The 19,162-nt window shown below is 43.7% G+C and carries 16 protein-coding genes; 11 read left to right on the top strand and 5 right to left on the bottom strand.

What is annotated here, in order from left to right; genetic code table 11:
• Positions 1–34 precede the first annotated feature (34 nt).
• The gene (locus M0N77_RS02715; RefSeq protein WP_353103309.1) at positions 35–694 is read right to left on the bottom strand and encodes a 7-cyano-7-deazaguanine/7-aminomethyl-7-deazaguanine transporter; all 660 of its coding nucleotides are present in this window, start codon (positions 692–694) and stop codon (positions 35–37) included.
• 324 nt (positions 695–1,018) lie between these two features.
• Here M0N77_RS02715 and M0N77_RS02710 point away from each other — a divergent pair, with 324 nt between their 5' ends.
• From M0N77_RS02710 to M0N77_RS02700, 3 genes are all read left to right on the top strand, one after another.
• Positions 1,019–1,594 (top strand): TerD family protein, encoded by a 576-nt coding sequence (locus M0N77_RS02710; RefSeq protein WP_353103307.1) that lies wholly within the window; start codon positions 1,019–1,021, stop codon positions 1,592–1,594.
• A 166-nt stretch (positions 1,595–1,760) separates the two neighbouring features.
• A complete protein-coding gene (locus M0N77_RS02705) occupies positions 1,761–2,513 on the top strand; it encodes a TIGR00266 family protein (protein WP_353103305.1) in 753 nt (250 codons plus the stop codon).
• 132 nt (positions 2,514–2,645) lie between these two features.
• On the top strand, positions 2,646–3,254 hold the full coding sequence (locus M0N77_RS02700) for a TerD family protein (protein WP_353103303.1): 609 nt from the start codon (positions 2,646–2,648) through the stop codon (positions 3,252–3,254).
• Between the two features lie 76 nt (positions 3,255–3,330).
• Here the strand turns inward: M0N77_RS02700 and M0N77_RS02695 are convergent, their stop codons facing one another.
• Positions 3,331–4,599, bottom strand: a complete 1,269-nt coding sequence (locus M0N77_RS02695) for a TerD family protein (protein WP_353103301.1) — start codon at positions 4,597–4,599, stop codon at positions 3,331–3,333.
• A gap of 254 nt (positions 4,600–4,853) precedes the next feature.
• Between M0N77_RS02695 and M0N77_RS02690 the strand changes: the two genes are divergently transcribed.
• The gene (locus tag M0N77_RS02690) at positions 4,854–5,987 is read left to right on the top strand and encodes an ATP-grasp domain-containing protein (protein WP_353103299.1); all 1,134 of its coding nucleotides are present in this window, start codon (positions 4,854–4,856) and stop codon (positions 5,985–5,987) included.
• A gap of 63 nt (positions 5,988–6,050) precedes the next feature.
• On the opposite strand, the gene M0N77_RS02685 is transcribed toward M0N77_RS02690, so the two are convergent.
• Positions 6,051–7,238, bottom strand: a complete 1,188-nt coding sequence (locus tag M0N77_RS02685; RefSeq protein WP_353103297.1) for a sugar transporter — start codon at positions 7,236–7,238, stop codon at positions 6,051–6,053.
• 420 nt (positions 7,239–7,658) lie between these two features.
• On the opposite strand from M0N77_RS02685, the gene M0N77_RS02680 reads away from it, so the two are divergent.
• The 4 genes from M0N77_RS02680 to M0N77_RS02665 all read left to right on the top strand — a co-directional run bounded on the left by M0N77_RS02680 (position 7,659) and on the right by M0N77_RS02665 (position 12,291).
• The gene (locus M0N77_RS02680) at positions 7,659–8,972 is read left to right on the top strand and encodes a phosphoribosyltransferase domain-containing protein (RefSeq protein ID WP_353103295.1); all 1,314 of its coding nucleotides are present in this window, start codon (positions 7,659–7,661) and stop codon (positions 8,970–8,972) included.
• 156 nt (positions 8,973–9,128) lie between these two features.
• Positions 9,129–9,950 carry an HAD hydrolase family protein gene (locus tag M0N77_RS02675; RefSeq protein ID WP_353103293.1) on the top strand — a complete coding sequence of 274 codons (822 nt, stop codon included), beginning with the start codon at positions 9,129–9,131 and terminating at the stop codon, positions 9,948–9,950.
• A 28-nt stretch (positions 9,951–9,978) separates the two neighbouring features.
• Entirely contained in the window at positions 9,979–11,142 is a 1,164-nt protein-coding gene (locus M0N77_RS02670) for a cysteine protease StiP domain-containing protein (protein ID WP_353103291.1), read from the top strand.
• Positions 11,143–11,226: 84 nt separating this feature from the next.
• On the top strand, positions 11,227–12,291 hold the full coding sequence (locus M0N77_RS02665) for an HpcH/HpaI aldolase/citrate lyase family protein (RefSeq protein ID WP_353103289.1): 1,065 nt from the start codon (positions 11,227–11,229) through the stop codon (positions 12,289–12,291).
• Between the two features lie 106 nt (positions 12,292–12,397).
• Here the strand turns inward: M0N77_RS02665 and M0N77_RS02660 are convergent, their stop codons facing one another.
• Entirely contained in the window at positions 12,398–13,219 is an 822-nt protein-coding gene (locus M0N77_RS02660) for an alpha/beta fold hydrolase (protein ID WP_353103287.1), read from the bottom strand.
• A gap of 301 nt (positions 13,220–13,520) precedes the next feature.
• Here M0N77_RS02660 and M0N77_RS02655 point away from each other — a divergent pair, with 301 nt between their 5' ends.
• Positions 13,521–14,318 (top strand): enoyl-CoA hydratase-related protein, encoded by a 798-nt coding sequence (locus M0N77_RS02655; protein ID WP_353103285.1) that lies wholly within the window; start codon positions 13,521–13,523, stop codon positions 14,316–14,318.
• A 134-nt stretch (positions 14,319–14,452) separates the two neighbouring features.
• On the opposite strand, the gene acnB is transcribed toward M0N77_RS02655, so the two are convergent.
• Entirely contained in the window at positions 14,453–17,056 is a 2,604-nt protein-coding gene (acnB, locus tag M0N77_RS02650; protein ID WP_353103283.1) for a bifunctional aconitate hydratase 2/2-methylisocitrate dehydratase, read from the bottom strand.
• Between the two features lie 265 nt (positions 17,057–17,321).
• Here acnB and M0N77_RS02645 point away from each other — a divergent pair, with 265 nt between their 5' ends.
• Together M0N77_RS02645 and lipA are read left to right on the top strand one after the other, a co-directional pair.
• On the top strand, positions 17,322–17,717 hold the full coding sequence (locus M0N77_RS02645; protein ID WP_353103281.1) for a carboxymuconolactone decarboxylase family protein: 396 nt from the start codon (positions 17,322–17,324) through the stop codon (positions 17,715–17,717).
• 227 nt (positions 17,718–17,944) lie between these two features.
• Complete coding sequence (lipA, locus tag M0N77_RS02640) at positions 17,945–18,991, top strand: lipoyl synthase (RefSeq protein ID WP_353103279.1); 1,047 nt, start codon at positions 17,945–17,947, stop codon at positions 18,989–18,991.
• Positions 18,992–19,162 lie beyond the last annotated feature (171 nt).

The raw sequence follows: 19,162 nt of genomic DNA, 5'->3' as shown, positions 1-19,162 counted from the left end.
ATTTTAGAAGGACAAGTAATCTAATATATACGCTCTACTTCCCTGCTAGCATCTTTTGCAGTTTTGCTAATATCACCCCATACAGCGGTAAGAAAATCAACACGCCCATTATCATCTTAAACAGGTAATCTACGCTGCCAATCTCTATCCAGTTTGCTGCCATAAAAGCATCTGGGCTTTTGTAAAAGGCAATGGCAAAAAAGCAAAAACTATCCACCAGATTACCGATAAGCGTTGAGGCTAAGGGGGCAATCCACCAAGTTTTGAGCTGACGCAGTTTATTAAATACCTGAATATCTAATAGCTGGCCAATGACATAAGCGCTGAAGCTCGCTAGGACAATACGAAAGACAAATAAATTAAAATCCAGCAGATGCTCGTGACCGACAAACTGCCCTTTTGCAAACACCACTGAGAAGTAATAAGAGATTGCCAGCGCTGGCAACATCGCAAAAAATATGATTCTTCTAGCTAACTGCTGACCAAAGATACGCACGGTCAAATCAGTAATTAAGAAGATAAAGGGGAAGGTTATGGAGCCCCAAGTGGTGATAAAGCCAAATACTGCTACGGGTATTTGCACCAAGTAGTTACTGATAGCGATAATAAAAATATGTAGACTCGCCAGCCAAAATAAAGCGCGGCTATAACGAATGGATGGGATAGGTGTAATCAAGGTAGTACTAATGCTCATAGAAGAGTCCTTTTTTTAAATCAGGGTTGAGGGAACCTGAGCGCGCATATTATAAAGCAAAACACTTACAAAAGCCAAAATGGTTTGGATAAAAACCTTAGATAGCAGATCTGACATTATAGCTATATTCACTTTTTTGTAGCCAGTTTTTGTAGAGGCCATTACAGATACTTTTAAAACACATCTCTAAACAGTTAGCCACAAAATACGACTTGCTTAGTGCTTAGCTGCTTAGTATAGTAAAACTTAACGATAGACAGGACATAGTCTACGGTTAGCAATTATCCTAACTAATCATTTATCAATAAATCAAAGGACAATTTTATGGCTATTAGCTTAACGAAAGGCGGCAACGTAAACTTATCAAAAGAAGCTCCAGGCTTGACTAACATTACTGTTGGTCTTGGTTGGGATCCTCGTGCTACTGACGGCCAAGAGTTTGATTTGGATGCTATTGCTTTTTTGGTTAATGAAGGCGGTAAAGTACGTAACGATCAAGACTTTATTTTCTTTAACAATTTAAAGTCTGACAACGGCGCAGTTGAGCACACCGGTGATAACCGTACGGGCGAAGGTGACGGCGATGATGAAAAAATCAAAATCAATCTTGCTAGCCTTCCAGCGGATGTTAGCAAAGTAGCGGTTTGTGCCATTATTTATGAAGGTCAGGCACGTAATCAAAACTTTGGTCAAGTAGGCGACGCTTACATCCGTATTGTCAATGATAATGGCAACAGCGAAATCGCTCGTTACGACTTATCAGAAGACGGTAGCACTGAGACCGCTATGATCTTTGGTGAGCTATATCGTCACAGTGGCGACTGGAAATTCCGTGCAGTAGGTCAAGGATTCAGCGGTGGTCTAGGTCCATTAGCCTCTTCTTATGGTGTCAATGTCTAAGCCTAAATAACCAGTCAAAAGCATCATTTATTAAAGCTATCAAGTGCGATTATTCACCGTGTTTGCTAGCTTTAATTTTATCCATCAAGCGTTTTTCCCTACTTATCACTACTCCCATTAAAAGTAAGACTATTAATCAAAATATCGATGTAAGGATTTATTTATTATGGCAGCGACTTTTAGTTTAATCGGCACTATCGAACCTTTTTTGCACTGCAATCTCAAAAAAGGCGATTCTATCTATTGTGAAGCCAATGCCATGGTAATGATGGAGTCAAACCTTGAGCTAAAAGGCAAACTGCAAGGTGGCCTGATGCAATCCTTAATGCGCCGCTTTGCTAATGATGAGTCGCTATTTCAGCAGCAGATCGAAGCGACGGGCGGTGAAGGCGATTGTCTACTTGCCCCTACCCTCGATGGCGATATGCAAATACTTGATGTAGGCGCTCAGCAATACACCTTAAGCGATGGCGCTTTTGTCGCAGCCCAAAAAGATGTCGATATTAGAGCGAAGATTCAGCGTAACCTAGGCGGCGCGGTATTTGGTGATACCGGCGGCTTTATGGTGATGCAGACTCAAGGCAAAGGTCAGGTAGTCGTCTCAGGCTTTGGCTCCTTATTTGAAATTGATGTTGAGCCTGGTAAAGATGTGGTCATCGATAACGGTCATGTGGTCTGCTGGGACTCCAATCTTGATTATAAATTATCAGTCTCTACTAGTAAGAAAAAAGGCATTATGAGTAATATTATCAACTCAGTGACTAGCGGCGAAGGTATGGTGCTTAACTTCTCAGGCAGCGGTAAAGTGATTATTTGTTCGCGTAACCGGGATAGCTATCAAGGCTGGCTGCAAAGTATATTAGGCAGTAATTCAGGTGGCCGCGGCGGAAGTGGTGGTTTTTTGGATAATATTTTATAAAAGACTCTTTATAAAAAATATTTTATAGTCGAAAAACAGTAAACCTAAATTATTAGTCATATTTTAATATAAAAATTAAACTTTTAGATTATTTATAACTATTACACTCTCAACTACGATAAGGATTATATTATGGCAGTTAGTCTACAAAAGGGACAGAAAATATCCTTAAGCAAAGAAGCAGGCGGCACTCTGACTCAGGTTAAACTTGGCCTAGGTTGGGATGTCGCCCAAAGCCCGCAAGCACAAAAAGGCGGATTTTTGGGTAAATTATTTGGCGGTGGTAGCGGTGGCGACACTATTGATCTAGATGCCTCATGCATTATGTTCGATAGTAATAAGCAAGCGGTCGATGCTATTTGGTTTGGTCAATTGCAATCAAAAGACGGCAGCATTTTGCATACCGGTGATAATCGTACGGGCGCTGGAGATGGCGATGATGAAGTGATCAATGTCGATCTATCAAAAATTCCAGCTAATGTGACCTCTTTAGTATTTACCGTAAACAGCTTTACCGGTCAGACTTTTGAGACAGTAGAGAATGCTTTTTGCCGTATCGTTAATGCACAAAACAACTCAGAGGTGGCACGTTATAACTTATCGGCGCAAGGGGGTCATACCGCTATGGTGATGGCAAAAGTCTATCGTCATAACGATGAATGGAAGATGCATGCTATTGGTGAAACCGCCTCTGGTCGAACTTTCCATGACTTGATGCCCGCTATCGCTCCGCATGCGTAAAATTTAGTATTAAACCCTTAAAAACAGCCTAGCTATGATAGCTAGGCTGTTTGCATTGTAGCATTCGACAAAGCGTCTATTTGCTACCCCGCTTCCAACTAAAGCCCCAATTAAAGGCGTTATCCATCTCTTTGTGACCATTAAAATACTGGTTAATACGCTCAACATTAATACTACCTTGCTGATTGACCAGCCGCGCAATAGCGCACATAGGCGCGTTACCTGCGCCTTCGGTAAGCCGAGTCTCGATCGGCGGCTGCCCGGGTACATGGATAGTGACCACGCCATCGGTCTGCGCCCAATTAGGTACGCCCTCATAGATAAAAGCAAAGATAAACACCTCTTGAATCTGCGACCACTGCTGCCCGTTGATATCAAGCCATTCGCCATCGCTCACCTGCCCTGTTCTATCATCAGCGCGCAGCAATACAAAAGGCGATGAGTTTAAACTACCAAAGCGATTACCTAGCGCTTGAATCAGCGTTTTCTCGCCGTTTTTTAGATGTACCATGGCTCCCACATCAAGATCAATACCGCCTGAACCACGCTGCTTAAATAAGTCACCAAGCAGTCCTTTTTTGGGCGCGGCTTTATCGACATTAGGCCGCTGATTCCAGTTTAGATTGACTGATATTTTGCCAAAGTCATCGCGCTTGGTCAGATTAATAGTGGATTGGTTTTTGGTTAAAGTAATCTTACTAAGATTGACCGAGAGACTAGCTGGAATTGGCGGCGGACTACTTTGAGTAGCGCTGCTTTGATTCGTACTGCTAGCCTTTTGCGTATTGATGGGCTTTTGCGTGTTGATGCTTGCTGACTGATTTTGAGCTGGCGTATCATCGCTAATCTCAACACCAAAGTGCTCAGATAGCGGCTTAAGCCCGCCCTCAAAACCTTGGGCAATAAATCTAAACTTCCAGCTGCCCTGCCGACGATAGCACTCTGCCAGAATGATAGCCTTCTCACTACGTCCGGCGCTACTAAGCTGACAGCTAATAAGTACTTGACTGCCTTGCATGACTTGAATATCGACATCGCCAAGCTGCGCAAGGGTCTGCTCGCTTGAGAATGCTAGCGCTATTTTCTCAATCTCCCCTGCCTGCGCTGGCAAATTAATATCAAAAAACCCATCGCTATCATGCCCGCGAAAGCTGACGCTACCATCATCGCTACGTGTCTGACCATAAAAAATCATATCACCATCACCACGTACTTTTCCTTGACTGGTTAAGCGGTAAGCGGCGCAGTCGATAGCGTTTTGGCTCAAAATACGAATGCTAATATTATCATTAGGCAGTGGCGCATTAGCACCAGCAACTAATTTTTGCGGTGAGGTTTGACTCATTATCTCGTCCTTTTTGTCTTTATAGTTTGTCTTTATGTTTTAGCAATCATCCTAGTTATAGCCGTATAGTAGCATGAATATTCATCTATTTTTATGACGACTTTTAGTCCAAAGTTATTATCCATACCAGCGGATTAAAAGCACTAATAGCGCCACTTTTTATTATTAAATCGCTATAAACATTTATATACTAGCGCATTTGTATATAATGGCGATGAATATCTTAGGGTCTTGAGAGCATTGTGGAGAGAGTAATGACTAACGACATAAGCAACAACGAGAAAACAAAAGCCGTTTGGCTTGCTGAGGGTCAATCTAGCCAGCGCGATATGTTAGAGAGCTTACAATGGCTAAAAACTCAAGCTACCTCGCCATTTACTATCATTGGCTCTCATCGTCACCAGCGTCCTGAGATATTTGAATTTGCTGATAAGGTTTATCTTGAGCCTTATCAGTCAGCTAGCGAAGCTGAGGCTCAGCCCTTAGTTGAGCGTTGGCAGTATGTGCTAAAACAGGCCAAACAAAATAACGTCAAAGTATTACTCACTGGCCGTAATAGTATAGATTATGAGGCGCATAGAGCGGCCTTTACCGAGGCAGGTATTCGGCTATTAACTGGCGCCACTAGCGTAGTTGCTCTTGAGACGATCGATGATAAATTTGCTTTTATGCAGCAGTGTCAGGCTCATAACATTCCAGTCGCGACCGCTTGGCGTTTTGATACTATCGATGAGCTAGAGGCACTATTGGCTAAGCATAGTCATCAGCCCCTCTGCGTAAAGCCAGTAACTGGTATATTCGCACAAGGATTTTGGCGACTCGATGCCGATAAAAAAACAGAAGATCAGTACGACAGCTTTGAGCACTTATACTTTACTGAAGATAAAAAAATCAATACTACTCAATTTATCGCTGCTTATCGCGATAGCCAACTGGTAAAAGAGCAGCCTATTCCGATGCTACTCATGCCTTATTTATCGGGGCGTGAGTACTCTATCGACGTGGTTTGTGAAGCTGGTGAAGTACTGGCCGCTATCACTCGTTATAAAACTGGCAAGGTTCAGCATATTGGCTATGATGAGTCGGTGATGGAAGTAGTTATCGCGCTAATCAAAGCTTTTCAGTGTGATGGTATCGTTAGCGTACAGACCAAAGAAGATGAGCAAGGCCAGCACCGAGTATTGGAGATTAACAGTCGTCCTTCGGGCGGTATTGGCTACACTACTCACAGCGGCGTCGATCTCACAAAAGTAGGCTTTAGTTATTGGCTCGGTTTGACCGACAAGCCCAAATTGGCTGATGTCGTCAAGCAAATTACTCCTTGTCAGGTACGCTCTATTATGACAAGTGTAAAGATTGAGGTGGATGAAGCTAACGGTTTTGAATAGTAGCTTTGGCAGCTATAATCAAATCTGCGGCCGTATTAAGTATAGTTAGCTTATTATCTATTTTTACCCTAGCTCAGGAAAGCGTCTAACCATATATATCATTATCAATAATGCCAAAGCGGCAATAGCGCCGCCCACGAAGCCGACACTTGATAGCGAGATATAGGTTACAGCGTAGCCGCCGAGCAAGGCGCCCATACCTATTCCTAAATTGATAATTCCTGAGAACATAGCCATTACCATGTCTTGAGCATTGACATCGATCTCGATAACTTTGGACTGAATCGTTAGCATCAGTAGTATCATCGCTGTGCCCCAAACCACAGTTACTATACTAAGTAGCCATATCGAGCTTACTGCCCATAACATCAGCATCATCGGCAATAAAATTAACAGGATTGACACCAGCATTAGCTTGGTAGTCGATCTCTCGTTCCAGCGGCTAAAGATATAACTACCGATGAGTCCAGCCGCGCCAAATAGGAGCAGGATAAAAGTGACTTGGTTTTCACTAATAGTGCCAATCTTATTCATAAAAGGTTCGATATACGAATAAGCGGCGTAGTCAGCCGTAAACACCACAAAGCAGAATAAATACAAGCAGATCAATAGCGGATTTTTGAGTAATTCTGGCAGCTTATTAAAAGAGCCATCAAACATACTAGGCAGATCGGGTAAAAGCTTCATCTGTAAGATGAAAATAATAAAAGCAATCCCGCCAATACCGGCAAAAGTCATCCGCCAACCAAACCACTGCCCCACTATGCGTCCTATAGGCACGCCGAGTACTAGCGCTAACGACGTTCCTGTCGCTAGTATACTTAATGCCAACGCTTTTTTGCCTGCAGGCGCTACTCGCAAAGCTATGGCAGCGGTGATGGCCCAAAATATCGCATGCGACAAAGCAATCCCAACGCGGCTAATGAGCAGCACTTGAAAGCTCCAAGCAAATACTGATAAAACGTGGCTGGCGATAAATACGGCAAATAAAGCTAGTAGCAAGCGCTTACGCTCGAGGCGACTAGTCAGCAACATAAGCGGCAGCGACATAGCGGCAACTACCCATGCGTAAAGAGTCAACATCCAACCCGTCTCGGCGCTAGTAATAGAGAAGTCTTGCGCAATATCACTTAGCAGTGCCACAGGAACGAACTCTGTAGTATTGACCACAAAAGCGCTAACGCCCATCAATATCACTTGAAAGTATTTGCTTTGACGAGAGACTTCATCGGTCTCAATAGCATGTTCCATAAAATCTACTCTATAAAAAGGAGTCGATTTATCAAAGTTAAAATGGACTCAAAATGAGACGAAAAGCTAAAGCTGGGTCAACCCGCAATTCTGATAGCAGTGTGACAATATATCAAGCAATTTTTACAATAAAAACAACGACTATCAAAGCTTATCGCTCATAAACAAACTACTTATAGCAAAATATTAAAGATACAATATATGAAATAAATAATATCTAGAGCACGCGAGTAATAGTTAAAATTTGATGGTGAAGGATGAGGACGTAGTATAATTGACTAAACAGCGTTAAATAGGCAGGCATAAAGTGTGAGATAGAGCGTAAAATTTCAGCTATCATCACCGCCTACCTCTACTATATAAGCAGTTTACATAATTTATTTGAAAGATATCTCAAAAGAGTCCCCTTAAGGAAGATGAATGCCAAACCAGTCACAAAGCACTACCATTGCTCTACCCCGTGGCAAGCTTGATTTAACCTATCAGACCAATACTAATACTAAAAGCACTCATGATAAAAGCTATCAGCTTAAGGACCTACTAGGTTTTGCTCAGCGCATTAACCCTAAACGCGCTTTTTTATTCGTCTCCAAAGTTTTGGGTCGTCATATTCCAGTGGCGCCTAGCACTATGCGCGGGGCTTTTACTGATTTGGCGAATTTAATTCCTGATAATTTACCTGAGCCGATACTAGTTATAGGTATGGCAGAAACCGCGGTTGGACTATCGGCGGGCGTACATCAAGCGCTACAAACGCGTTACTCAAAAGCCTTGCTGCTTAATTCTACTCGTCATGCTCAGCATAGCAAAAACCACCATGAGACTTTATTTACTACCTTTAGTGAAGATCATAGTCATGCCAGTCAGCATTTAATTTATCAAAGTAAAGAGCAAAGCTTACAAAAACAGCTACTTGCTAGCAAAACGCTAATCATGGTCGATGACGAAGCGTCAACGGGTAATACTTGTGTCAACGTAGTGACGGCTTTGCGCGAGGCAGGACTACAGCAATTAGAGCAAGTACATCTCACTACATTGGTCGATTGGTCATTAGCTAAGGACCATACTGACAATGCTGACGATACTATATCTTCGCGCTTGCCAGATATAGAATTTCAGCGCCATCATCTACTCTCCGGCGCTTGGCAATGGACTGACGCTCCCAATCCTCAGCCTATCGTTATGCCGTCGGTAGATACTACCGAGGCTGGTAGCCAGACTTTGGGAGATACTGGTAATTGGGGACGCTTTCCGACGCTAGATAGTACAGAGGGCTTTACTGATTATCTAAATAATTTTCAGCAAGCTTTTGCAGATTTTAGCGGACAAGCCACTTTTGACAAAAATCAATTGCCGAAGCGAATTTTGGTCTTGGGGAGTAATGAGTTTGTGTGGTTGCCTTTTTTGTTAGCCGAATGGCTTGAATCTGCAACTTTAACATCTAAAACTAATGCAAACGGCGCTAATAACGATGCTAGTAATGACGCTAGTAATGATGCTGATACTACTGTCAAATTTAGCGCCTTAACTCGCTCGCCCATTGCGCTTGGTGGCGCGATTAATACCATGCTAAGCTTCCATGATAATTACGGCCTTGGCATGACTAACTTTGTTTATAATGTTGAGCCAAAGGATTGGGATTTGATTGTCTTGTGTGTAGAAACCGCTGCCGATAGTGTGGATACCATGTGGCAGGACTTGGATAATGTGTTAGTAGTAGGGGTTGACAGCTGAGCTTTTAATTTACCGTAGGGTGAGGTTAGCGCAGCGTCACCCATCATCTAAGCGTTATAAACTTACTAAGCGGTGGGTGACGTTTTATCTTCATTCTTTATAAGAATTTAATAAAACTAACCGCACCCTACAAGAGCTTTTAATTGTGGACCATATATGACCGCCCCATTCTTCCAAGTTAATTCTGATATTATCAAACCCTATGCCCTAATGGATCTAGACGATACGCTATTTCAAACGCAGCGCAAAATAGAGGCTTGGGATTTACCTACTGCTAAAGCAAATAGCTTGGTGTGTGCCAGTGTCAATAAACAAGGCGAGCCGCTTAGCTTTATGACCACTCGGCAAGCTATCTTTTTTAATTGGTTATTGACTAGCACGGAGTTGATAGTCGTTACCGCTCGCGACCGTAGTGAGATTAAGCGAGTTAAGCTGCCTTTTGCCAGCTGGCAGGTACTAACCCATGGCGCGATAATCCTCAACCAAAATGGCGAACTATTACAGACTTGGCAGCAGCGTATGTATAACGAGCTTGCGCCATTACAGGATAAACTTAGTCAGCTTAGTCAGTTATTTGCCAAGCATAGCAGCAATGATAACAGCCAGCTGAGATTTACTGCCCATAGCGATGATTTTATTAACGGTAGCGTCAGTGAAAAGTTAGTTATTTATCTAGCGATTAAACATGCGAAAAAAGATCATCAAGCCCTAATCGAATTGGCTAGTCAGCTTCCTAAACTTGTACGCGATTTTGATAAATATTTTTATGTGCATGTAAACGCTAATAATTTAGCTATTTTGCCTCATGTTGTACATAAGCGTCACGCGGTACAGTTTTTATTAGCGCAGCATTTAGATAATGAGCGCCCAAGCTTTGGCTTTGGTGACAGCTTAGCCGATCTGCCTTTTTTGCAACTATTAGACTGGTATGGTATGCCCAATCATGGTCAGCTGCACGAACAGCTTGCTGCTAAATAGCCTATAAAAACATAGCGATACAGATATTATGACAAGAGCTAGATTACAAGATTTAAATAAATATGGCTCAGGCAGCTATTTGGCTAGCGATGTGACCGTACTACTAGATATCGTCGACAAACAGGCGGTAGCGGATGTGCCTGTGAGTGAAAAAGAAGCGCTGATTCAAAGTGGTCAGCGTCATTATTCCGAGATGCTCACTTTAGAGCAAGCGCCGACGGCTAGGCATGAGCAGCTTTATTTGCAAGCTCTAACTCAAGGCAAACAGCGCATGGCTAGTGACATTGCCAATATAGCTTATACTTTACATAATATTTTCCAAAGCTCTGTCGATGATAAAAATCCTCTAATTATAGTCAGCTTAGTACGGGCAGGATTGCCTATTGGCGTATTATTGCAACGAGCTTTGGCAGATAGTAATAGCAGCTATTCACTACCTAGCAAGCACTATGGTATCAGTATCATTCGCGATCGTGGTGTTGACTCAGCTGCACTGCAATTCATATTAGACAATCATCCTGATAGTCCAATGGTCTTTGTCGATGGCTGGACGGGTAAAGGCGCTATTTATCAGCAGTTAGCAACTAGTCTTGAAGTCTTCAATGATAAAAGCCATCCTAACTTTGGCAATATCTTCCATCAAGGTCAAGGGGTGATACCACTATTAACGCTCGCTGATCCAGCTGGCGTAGCGTGGCTTGCAGCTAGCGAGGAGGATTGGCTGATACCTTCAGGCTTATTAAATAGTACGGTATCTGGGCTAATATCACGCTCGCTTTATACTGAGCCTCAATCAGGTCTACATCGCGCTATTTTTTATGATAACTTAGTAGATAGTGATCACAGCTTAGCTTTTATTGAGCAAATTGATTCGGCAAGGCAGCAATTAACCCTATCGCCCATAATATTAGCTACCTTCAGGCAGCCTAGATATCGTACGCAAAGCATCATTGATAAGCTAGCCACAGATTATAATATCAATAATCACAATCGTATCAAGCCAACTATCGCTGAGGCGACCCGCGCTATACTGCGCCGCGATCCTGAACGTATTTTATTAGCGAGCGCAGCGCATCCGGATACTGAACTACTGCGACATTTATGCGCCGATAGAGAGATTGAAATTAACGTGTTAGGTGCTAAAATACTGCCCTATCAAGCGATTACTCTCATTAAGCAGCGTGTCAAATAGCTTTATTGTCTAGATATACCAATAAACAGATTAGTCATACTAGCGAACCGCTCCCCTCATTTATCACAATATATGATACTAACTATGCCAGATAACCCCAACAACGAGTCAGAGCTTTATAATTATACTCAGTCCTACGAGCATCTTATTACTGAGCGTCATGCGCTGCTCAAAACGTACAATCATCATCCTTATCAATTAGGCGCAAGCCTTTATATGCCAGCGACTCGGCAGGATATTTGGCAAGTTATTAAGCGCGATAAATTGCCAACTATCAACAGTATTATTATCTGTGTTGAGGATGCGGTCAGCCATAACGATGTCGAATTAGCCTTAGAGAGATTGCAAGAGCTTTTAAATACTTGGGCGGCGCATAGTGATAGTATTAACACTCCATCAGCCCCTGAAAACAATCAGCAAAATCGGCCGACAAGGCCATTGGTTTTTGTGCGGCCTCGTAATCCGATGATGCTGCAAAAGCTGGCTCACTACCAAAACATAGAATTGCTTGACGGCTTTGTCATGCCTAAAGTCGATATGTGTAGTTTGTCTAATTGGCGTATGTCTTGTCAAAACCTCAGCTCCGAGCAGCTATTGATGCCAACGCTTGAGACTGCCGCCTTATTTGATCCGCATCATAACCAAGAGCTCGCTATCGGCTTTAAAGAAGCTTTTAGTCAGCCTGTTTTTGCCTTGCGTATCGGTGGTAATGACTTGTTTGCCGCGCTGCGTCTGCGTCGCCCCAAAAACAGTATCATCTATGATACTCCTATCGGCACCCTTGCTTATCAATTGCTTGGCTGCTTTGTGCCGCATGGCTTTTATCTATCAGCGCCAGTGTTTGAGTATTTAGATCAGCCAACGCTATTTATGCAAGAATTAACGCGTGATGTCAGCTTAGGATTAGTCGGAAAAACCGTAATTCATCCGAGTCAAATTGCGCTTGTGCAGCAAGCCTATTGTGTGCCAGCCAGCGTTTTAGATGAAGCGCAAGCGATACTCCATAGCGAGGCCAAAGCGGTATTTAAGTATAATAATACTATGCTTGAGCCCGCAACGCACCGAGCTTGGGCGACAGAGATTATCAACCGTGCCAAAGTATTTGGGACTATTAATAATGATAATACGGACTATAAATCACGAGTGTAATTATCCTTTTATACTCGTTGGCTATATATGAAGTAGCAGAGCGCAAAACCACAAAGCCGCTATCTTACTGATAACGGCTTTGTCGCTTTAATCTAAGCCTTAACTTTTAATACCAGCCTTCAATACCATCCAAAAACTCGCCCAACACTCTATTAACCTGTTCAGGCTCTTCAACGGTTGAGGTATGACCAGCGCCTTTTATCACCGCTAGTTTTGAGCCATCGATAGCAAAGTGCATACGCTCTGATTTTGCATAAGGAGTGGCGGCGTCTTCATCACCTACGATAATTAAGGTTGGGGTTTGAATCTCGCCTAAGCGCTCATAGACACCCTCACGATCGATAACGCCAGTCGTCGCTTTTATGGTGCCACCTTTGCGGTTACTTTGGAGCATAGAGAGCCACTCTTTACGATCGGCCTTTCGCTCCTTGGCTGCCAAAAAGGTACTACCAAACATAATGGGCATCACCTTTTGACTAACGCGCTTCATACCCAGCCAGCGAATTGCCTTCATTAACTTGCGATATTCAGGCACGTTTTTGGGATCTTCAGCATCAGCGGAGGTTTCTAGCAGTGATAATGACAACAGGCGCTCAGGATGATCGATAGCGATGCGCTGCGCCACAAAACCGCCCATAGAAAGACCGACAAAATGACACTTCTCGATATTGAGCGCATCCAAAAGGCCGATAGTATCTTTGGTTAAGCTATCCATATCATAGCCGTCTTTAGTAATTTGCGACTGCCCTTGTCCGCGAAAGTCAAAAGTGATACAGCGATAGTTGTTTTTGAAATGCTCGACTTGCTTGTCGTACATCCTACCGCTCCAAAGCAGCCCATGAGCGAAGACTATCACCGGCTTTTGACTATCATTGGGGGCACTATCTTCATAATATAGTTCAACGTTGTTTACTTTAATCGTTGGCATAACTTTTCCTTGTTAATAGGGTTTATTATAAAATTTAAACTCATTTTTATTAAATAGAGCATCACTACTTACTCTCTACAATTAGCATAATTTACTATTCATAAGTTTAGTAGTGTTATTTGTGAATATAAAGTATTTAACTTTGATTAATAATGGCTTGGAGGTGCACAAAAGCCAATTTTAGAGCCTACATCAAGCTGTTATAGTAGTTAGCAGCAGCATTTAAGCTACTTAGCAATCAACACTGTAGGACTTACAAGATAATATCTCATAAAAAACAACCTCTACAAGGACGCCACTTATGGCCAAAGCTCTAGTCGATTATCAAAATGATAATCATATCGCCATTATCACCATGAACGATCCCAAAACCTTAAATGCCTTTAGTACGCCAATGAAACAGGCGATGATGGATGCGCTGGATAAGGCCGATCAGGATAACGAAGTACGGGTTATTATTTTACAAGGTGGTGGTAATAACTTCTCCAGTGGTGGTCATATCGGTGAGATGCTTGAGAACGGTATGGAGTCTGAGGCGCTGGTCGCGAAGCTCGATTTTATGCTGCGAGAAGTGGCTGAGGTCAGTCTAAAATTGCGTAATATTCATAAGCCTATCATCGCTAAATTAGAAGGCGCGGTAGCAGGCGCAGGGATGAATCTAGCGCTCACTTGTGATTTTCGTATTGCGAGCGACAATGCAAAATTTGTGCAAGCCTTTGTCAATATTGGCCTGATACCCGATGCTGGCGGTATCTACTTATTAAATCAATTGATCGGTACAGCAAAAACCACTGAGCTTGTCATGCTTGGCGATAAGCTAAAGGCAGAAGACGTTGCACGCCTAAACTTAGTTAATAAAGTGGTCAGCGCTGAGGAGCTAGATAGCGAGGTCATGGCACTAGCGACGCGTCTAAGTCACCTGCCTGGCAAAGCGCTGGCGTCTATGAAACACATGATTAATGTTCACGCATATATGGGACTTAATGAAGCACTAGATATGGAAGTTGAGCAGCAAACTATGATGGCGGCGACGGATGATTTTAAAGAAGGTATTAGCGCGTTTATGGAGAAGCGCAAGCCGGTTTATCAGGGTAAGTAGGTTTTAAATGATTGACGTTGTAATTCATCACTAATTTTTAGTTGATTTGAACCATAAAAAACCCCGCATCATGACGATACGGGGTTGCTGTTTATCTAAAAGCGGTAAAACTTAAAAACGTCTCATTTTGAAGCTTAAGTCAACTGAGCGACGTTGATTTTATCCGCTTCTTCCGTATACGCATCCATACGATCGAAGTTCATGTACTTGTAGACTTCATCACCCATGCTGTTAAGCATACCCGCGTATTGCTGATATTCGTCGTTGGTTGGCAGTTTGCCTAATACCGCAGCAACCGCAGCTAGCTCAGCAGATGCTAGATAAACGTTAGCGCCTTGACCTAAACGGTTCGGGAAGTTACGCGTAGAGGTGGACACGGCGGTAGATTTCGGCGCGATACGCGCTTGGTTACCCATACATAGTGAACACCCTGGCATCTCAGTACGCGCGCCGGCTTGCGCGTAGATGTTGTAATAGCCTTCTTCCATCAACTGGCGTGCATCCATCTTAGTTGGCGGCGCAATCCACAAACGAGTCTTGAGGCTACCTGCTGGTACGTCCTGCAAGAGTTTACCTGCAGCGCGGAAGTGACCAATGTTAGTCATGCACGAACCGATAAACACTTCATCAATGGTATCGCCTGCGACATCAGCTAGCGTTTTGGCATCATCTGGATCGTTCGGGCAGCAAAGGATGGGCTCTTTGATCTCGCTCATATCGATAGTCATGTCGATGGCATATTCTGCGTCTTCGTCAGCACGCATTAGGCTTGGGTTCGCCAGCCACTCTTGCATCTGCTCGATACGGCGGCTGATAGTACGCGCATCGCCATAGCCTTCTGAGATCATCCACTTAAGTAGCGTGATGTTTGAGTTTAAGTACTCAGTTACCGACTCTTCAGATAATGTGATAGTACAGCCAGCAGCACTACGCTCAGCAGAGGCATCAGATAATTCAAACGCTTGCTCAGCGGTTAGATCTTCTAAACCTTCGATCTCAAGGATACGACCGTTGAACTCGTTGATTTTACCTTTTTTATCGACCGTCAAATAACCCTCTTTGATGGCTTGGTAAGGAATAGCATGGACCAAGTCACGTAGCGTGATACCAGGCTGACGCTCACCAACGAAACGGACACGGACAGATTCTGGCATATCAAGCGGCATAACACCAGTCGCCGCAGCAAAAGCGACTAGACCAGAACCCGCTGGAAACGAGATACCCATTGGGAAACGCGTGTGCGAGTCACCGCCAGTACCAACAGTATCTGGAAGAAGCATACGGTTCAGCCAGCTATGAATGATACCATCGCCTGGACGTAAGCTTACGCCGCCGCGGTTCATAATAAAGTCAGGTAGCGTATGCTGAGTCTCAACGTCAACAGGCTTTGGATAAGCAGCGGTATGACAAAAAGACTGCATCACAAGATCCGCTTGGAAACCTAAACAAGCTAGATCTTTTAGCTCGTCACGGGTCATAGGACCTGTGGTGTCTTGCGAGCCGACTGTGGTCATCTTAGGCTCACAGTACATACCCGGACGCACGCCTTCTAGGCCACAAGCTTTACCGACCATTTTTTGTGCTAGTGTAAAGCCTTTACCGGTATCAGTCGGCTCTTCTGGCTTTGCAAATACGTCTGAATGACCAAGACCCATGTATGCGCGGGCACGGTTAGTCAGGCCACGACCTACGATAAGTGGAATACGGCCACCAGCACGAACTTCATCAAGCAGTGTTGGCGAGTTTAATTTGAAAGTTGATAATACTTCATCAGAATCATGCTTAGTGATTTTGCCTTCATACGGATAGATGTCAAAAACATCGCCCATATCCAGCTTATCAACCGCTACTTTTTCGATTGGCAATGCGCCTGAATCTTCCATAGTATTGAAGAAGATAGGAGCGATGTTGTTACCCAGTACTAGACCGCCGCCGCGTTTGTTTGGTACGTTCGGGATATCTTCGCCCATTAGCCACAGTACTGAGTTGGTCGCAGACTTACGGCTAGAGCCCGTACCGACGACGTCGCCGACATAAGCAAGTGGATAGCCTTTTTCTTTTAGTGCCTCGATCTGCTTCATAGGACCAACAACGCCCTCTTCATCAGCCGTGATGCCGTCACGAGAGTTTTTGTGCATGGCAAGTGCGTGTAGAGGAATATCAGGACGGCTCCATGCGTCTTGAGCTGGAGACAAGTCGTCAGTGTTGGTTTCGCCCGTGACCTTAAACGTGGTGTAAGTGGTTTTTTCTGGTACCGCATCACGGTTCAAGAACCATTCGGCATCCGCCCAAGACTGCACTACTTCGCGAGCGATGTCATTGCCCGCTTCGGCTTTTTCAGTCACGTCGTTAAACGCGTCAAATACTAGCAATGTTTTCTTTAAAGCTTCGGCAGCTTCTTGTGCTACATCGGCGTCATCTAATGCTGCAACCAATGGCGCAACGTTATAGCCGCCTTGCATAGTGCCTAAGATCTCAACCGCTTTTTTCTTACTGATAAGTGGTGAGCTTGCTTCGCCTTTTACGATAGCCGCTAAGAATGCCGCTTTTACATAAGCCGCTTGGTCCACACCGGCTGGGATACGATTTTCTAGCAAGTTCATCAAGAACTCGTCTTCACCTGCTGGTGGGTTTTTTAGTAGCTCGACCAATTCGGCGACTTGGTTTTCGCTAAGCGGTAGTGGTACTACTCCTAGCTGGGCACGTTCTTCGACATGTTTGCGATAAGCTTCTAACATATATAGTTTTCCTCGTCGGTCGATGATCAGCACATCACGGGGGTAGTCAGTATAACAGCCTGCGTCAATGTGCTTAATTGAATACAAATATTGAATAATTAGTATGGCAATGATAGCCTAAAATGCTCAAAATGTTAATGGTTAGGGGCTAAAGCGCCTTGCATAGCCAACATTTATTAAAAAAATGGATGGTATAACTAAGCGGATTATTATCACCTTATAACTACCTTTCAATTAACCGTCTAAGATTATTAGGAAAAGCCATATGGATAATGACTCAAATTATGATAAAGGGCTAAAGGTTCGTACCGAAGTTATGGGCGCAGCACATGTTGAGCGCTCTCTTAAGGGGGCAACCGCTTTTACTCAGCCGTTGCAGGATTGGATCATTGAGCACGCTTGGGGCAGCACTTGGCAAGACGACTCAATATTGCCACGCAAATACCGCTCATTAGTCACCTTGTCATTCTTGATCGCGCAAAAAAGCCCTAATGAGTTAAAAGGTCATATCCGCGGTGCTATCAACAATGGCGCAAGTGTCAGCGAGATTCGCGAAGTACTGATGCATAGCCTGCCTTATTGCGGCGCGCCAACGACGCAAGAAGCCTTTCGAGCGGCTATTGAGGTATTTACTGAGATGGGTATTGATATTGAAAAGTAAAAACTGATGGTCTCTAATATTCCGCTAGTCTCCAAAACCGTCCAATCAGCTATTGAATTACTTTTATACTAGCTTCTTTGACGATAGCTAGATGATTACTAAAGCAAATTTTGCTATAATTACTCGATAAAATCTAAGACTCACTACTATCAGATAATAAAATAAAACCCTTGTCTTATAAAGGTTTAGGCCTTGATACAAAGACAGTGAGGGTTAGGGATAACTCTATGAGCTCATTAGCTGTACAAACCCACGTTCCTGCTGTTAAAGCTAAGCCCAAAAAAGCCATTCAAGGCGAAAAGTTGCGCGGCTACGATAAGGTTGCCCGTATACCTATTAAGGTGATTCCTACTGTTGAGACTAAGCAAAAACCGGATTGGATACGAGTAAAGCTATCCTCCCCTGCGGAAGTGGCGCGTATCAAAGCCAAACTACGTGAGCAAAAGCTCTATACCGTTTGCGAAGAAGCGGCCTGCCCCAATCTTGCGCAGTGCTTCTCTGATGGTACTGCTACCTTTATGATTATGGGCGATATTTGTACCCGTCGCTGCCCGTTTTGTGATGTCGGTCACGGTCGCCCTAATGAGCTTGATAAGGATGAGCCGCGTCATACCGCTGAGACTATCTTAGGTTTAGGGCTAAAATACGCGGTTATCACCTCAGTGGATCGCGATGATCTAAAGGATGGCGGCGCGCAGCATTTTGTCGAAGTATTGAATGAATCTAGAGCTTTGAGCCCTAATTGCTTAATTGAGATCCTAGTCCCTGATTTTCGTGGCCGTATGGATATAGCGCTCGATTTATTGACGGAGACTGCGCCGGATGTGTTTAACCATAATATCGAAACGGTGCCGCGTCTGTATAAAGCCTTCCGTCCGGGTTCTGACTATCAGCATTCGCTAGATCTGCTAAAGATTTATAAAGAGCGTCGCCCTGATATCGCCACCAAATGCGGGTTTATGGTGGGTCTTGGTGAGACTGAAGAAGAGGTTTACGCGCTACTTGATGATCTAAAAGCCCATGATGTCGATATGATTACCGTAGGTCAGTACTTGCAGCCGAGTAAGGATCATGCGCCAGTCGATCGTTACGTGCATCCTGATGAGTTTCAGCGCTACATGGATTATGGCAAAAAGATTGGCTTCTTTAGCATTTGGGCCGGTCCTATGGTGCGCTCAAGCTACTTTGCCGATCGTCAATACTATGGCGAGGACTGTCCTGCGCCAGTTCGTAGCAAAAAAGCGCTTGCAGCGGAAGGTAAATTAGGCTGCTAATAGTTATTCTATAAAGTTGTTTATGAATGATTAGTAGCAAAAAAAAGGAGACCTAGCAAGGTCTCTTTTTTTGTCTAAATGATCAGCAGCTCTACTTAAAGCCAATATTATGAGACACTCAGAAAATGTTATATTTCGCTTTAATGAATTTCGAGAATAAACATAGCTAAC

Source organism: Psychrobacter sp. AH5, assembly GCF_040371085.1.
In the GTDB taxonomy this organism is placed as follows: domain Bacteria; phylum Pseudomonadota; class Gammaproteobacteria; order Pseudomonadales; family Moraxellaceae; genus Psychrobacter.
Note: the sequence above shows the minus strand (reverse complement) of the source record. Positions and strands in the feature narration are given on the sequence as shown.

Bases quoted from the DNA above. Each gene is read 5' to 3' on its own strand.
- M0N77_RS02705 (WP_353103305.1), top strand. From the start codon at position 1,761: ATGGCAGCGACTTTTAGTTTAATCGGCACTATCGAACCTTTTTTGCAC.
- M0N77_RS02695 (WP_353103301.1), bottom strand. From the start codon at position 4,599: ATGAGTCAAACCTCACCGCAAAAATTAGTTGCTGGTGCTAATGCGCCA.
- lipA (WP_353103279.1), top strand. From the start codon at position 17,945: ATGAGCTCATTAGCTGTACAAACCCACGTTCCTGCTGTTAAAGCTAAG.
- M0N77_RS02710 (WP_353103307.1), top strand. From the start codon at position 1,019: ATGGCTATTAGCTTAACGAAAGGCGGCAACGTAAACTTATCAAAAGAA.
- M0N77_RS02645 (WP_353103281.1), top strand. From the start codon at position 17,322: ATGGATAATGACTCAAATTATGATAAAGGGCTAAAGGTTCGTACCGAA.
- M0N77_RS02675 (WP_353103293.1), top strand. From the start codon at position 9,129: ATGACCGCCCCATTCTTCCAAGTTAATTCTGATATTATCAAACCCTAT.
- M0N77_RS02655 (WP_353103285.1), top strand. From the start codon at position 13,521: ATGGCCAAAGCTCTAGTCGATTATCAAAATGATAATCATATCGCCATT.
- M0N77_RS02690 (WP_353103299.1), top strand. From the start codon at position 4,854: ATGACTAACGACATAAGCAACAACGAGAAAACAAAAGCCGTTTGGCTT.
- M0N77_RS02715 (WP_353103309.1), bottom strand. From the start codon at position 694: ATGAGCATTAGTACTACCTTGATTACACCTATCCCATCCATTCGTTAT.
- M0N77_RS02685 (WP_353103297.1), bottom strand. From the start codon at position 7,238: ATGGAACATGCTATTGAGACCGATGAAGTCTCTCGTCAAAGCAAATAC.
- acnB (WP_353103283.1), bottom strand. From the start codon at position 17,056: ATGTTAGAAGCTTATCGCAAACATGTCGAAGAACGTGCCCAGCTAGGA.
- M0N77_RS02665 (WP_353103289.1), top strand. From the start codon at position 11,227: ATGCCAGATAACCCCAACAACGAGTCAGAGCTTTATAATTATACTCAG.
- M0N77_RS02680 (WP_353103295.1), top strand. From the start codon at position 7,659: ATGCCAAACCAGTCACAAAGCACTACCATTGCTCTACCCCGTGGCAAG.
- M0N77_RS02700 (WP_353103303.1), top strand. From the start codon at position 2,646: ATGGCAGTTAGTCTACAAAAGGGACAGAAAATATCCTTAAGCAAAGAA.
- M0N77_RS02670 (WP_353103291.1), top strand. From the start codon at position 9,979: ATGACAAGAGCTAGATTACAAGATTTAAATAAATATGGCTCAGGCAGC.
- M0N77_RS02660 (WP_353103287.1), bottom strand. From the start codon at position 13,219: ATGCCAACGATTAAAGTAAACAACGTTGAACTATATTATGAAGATAGT.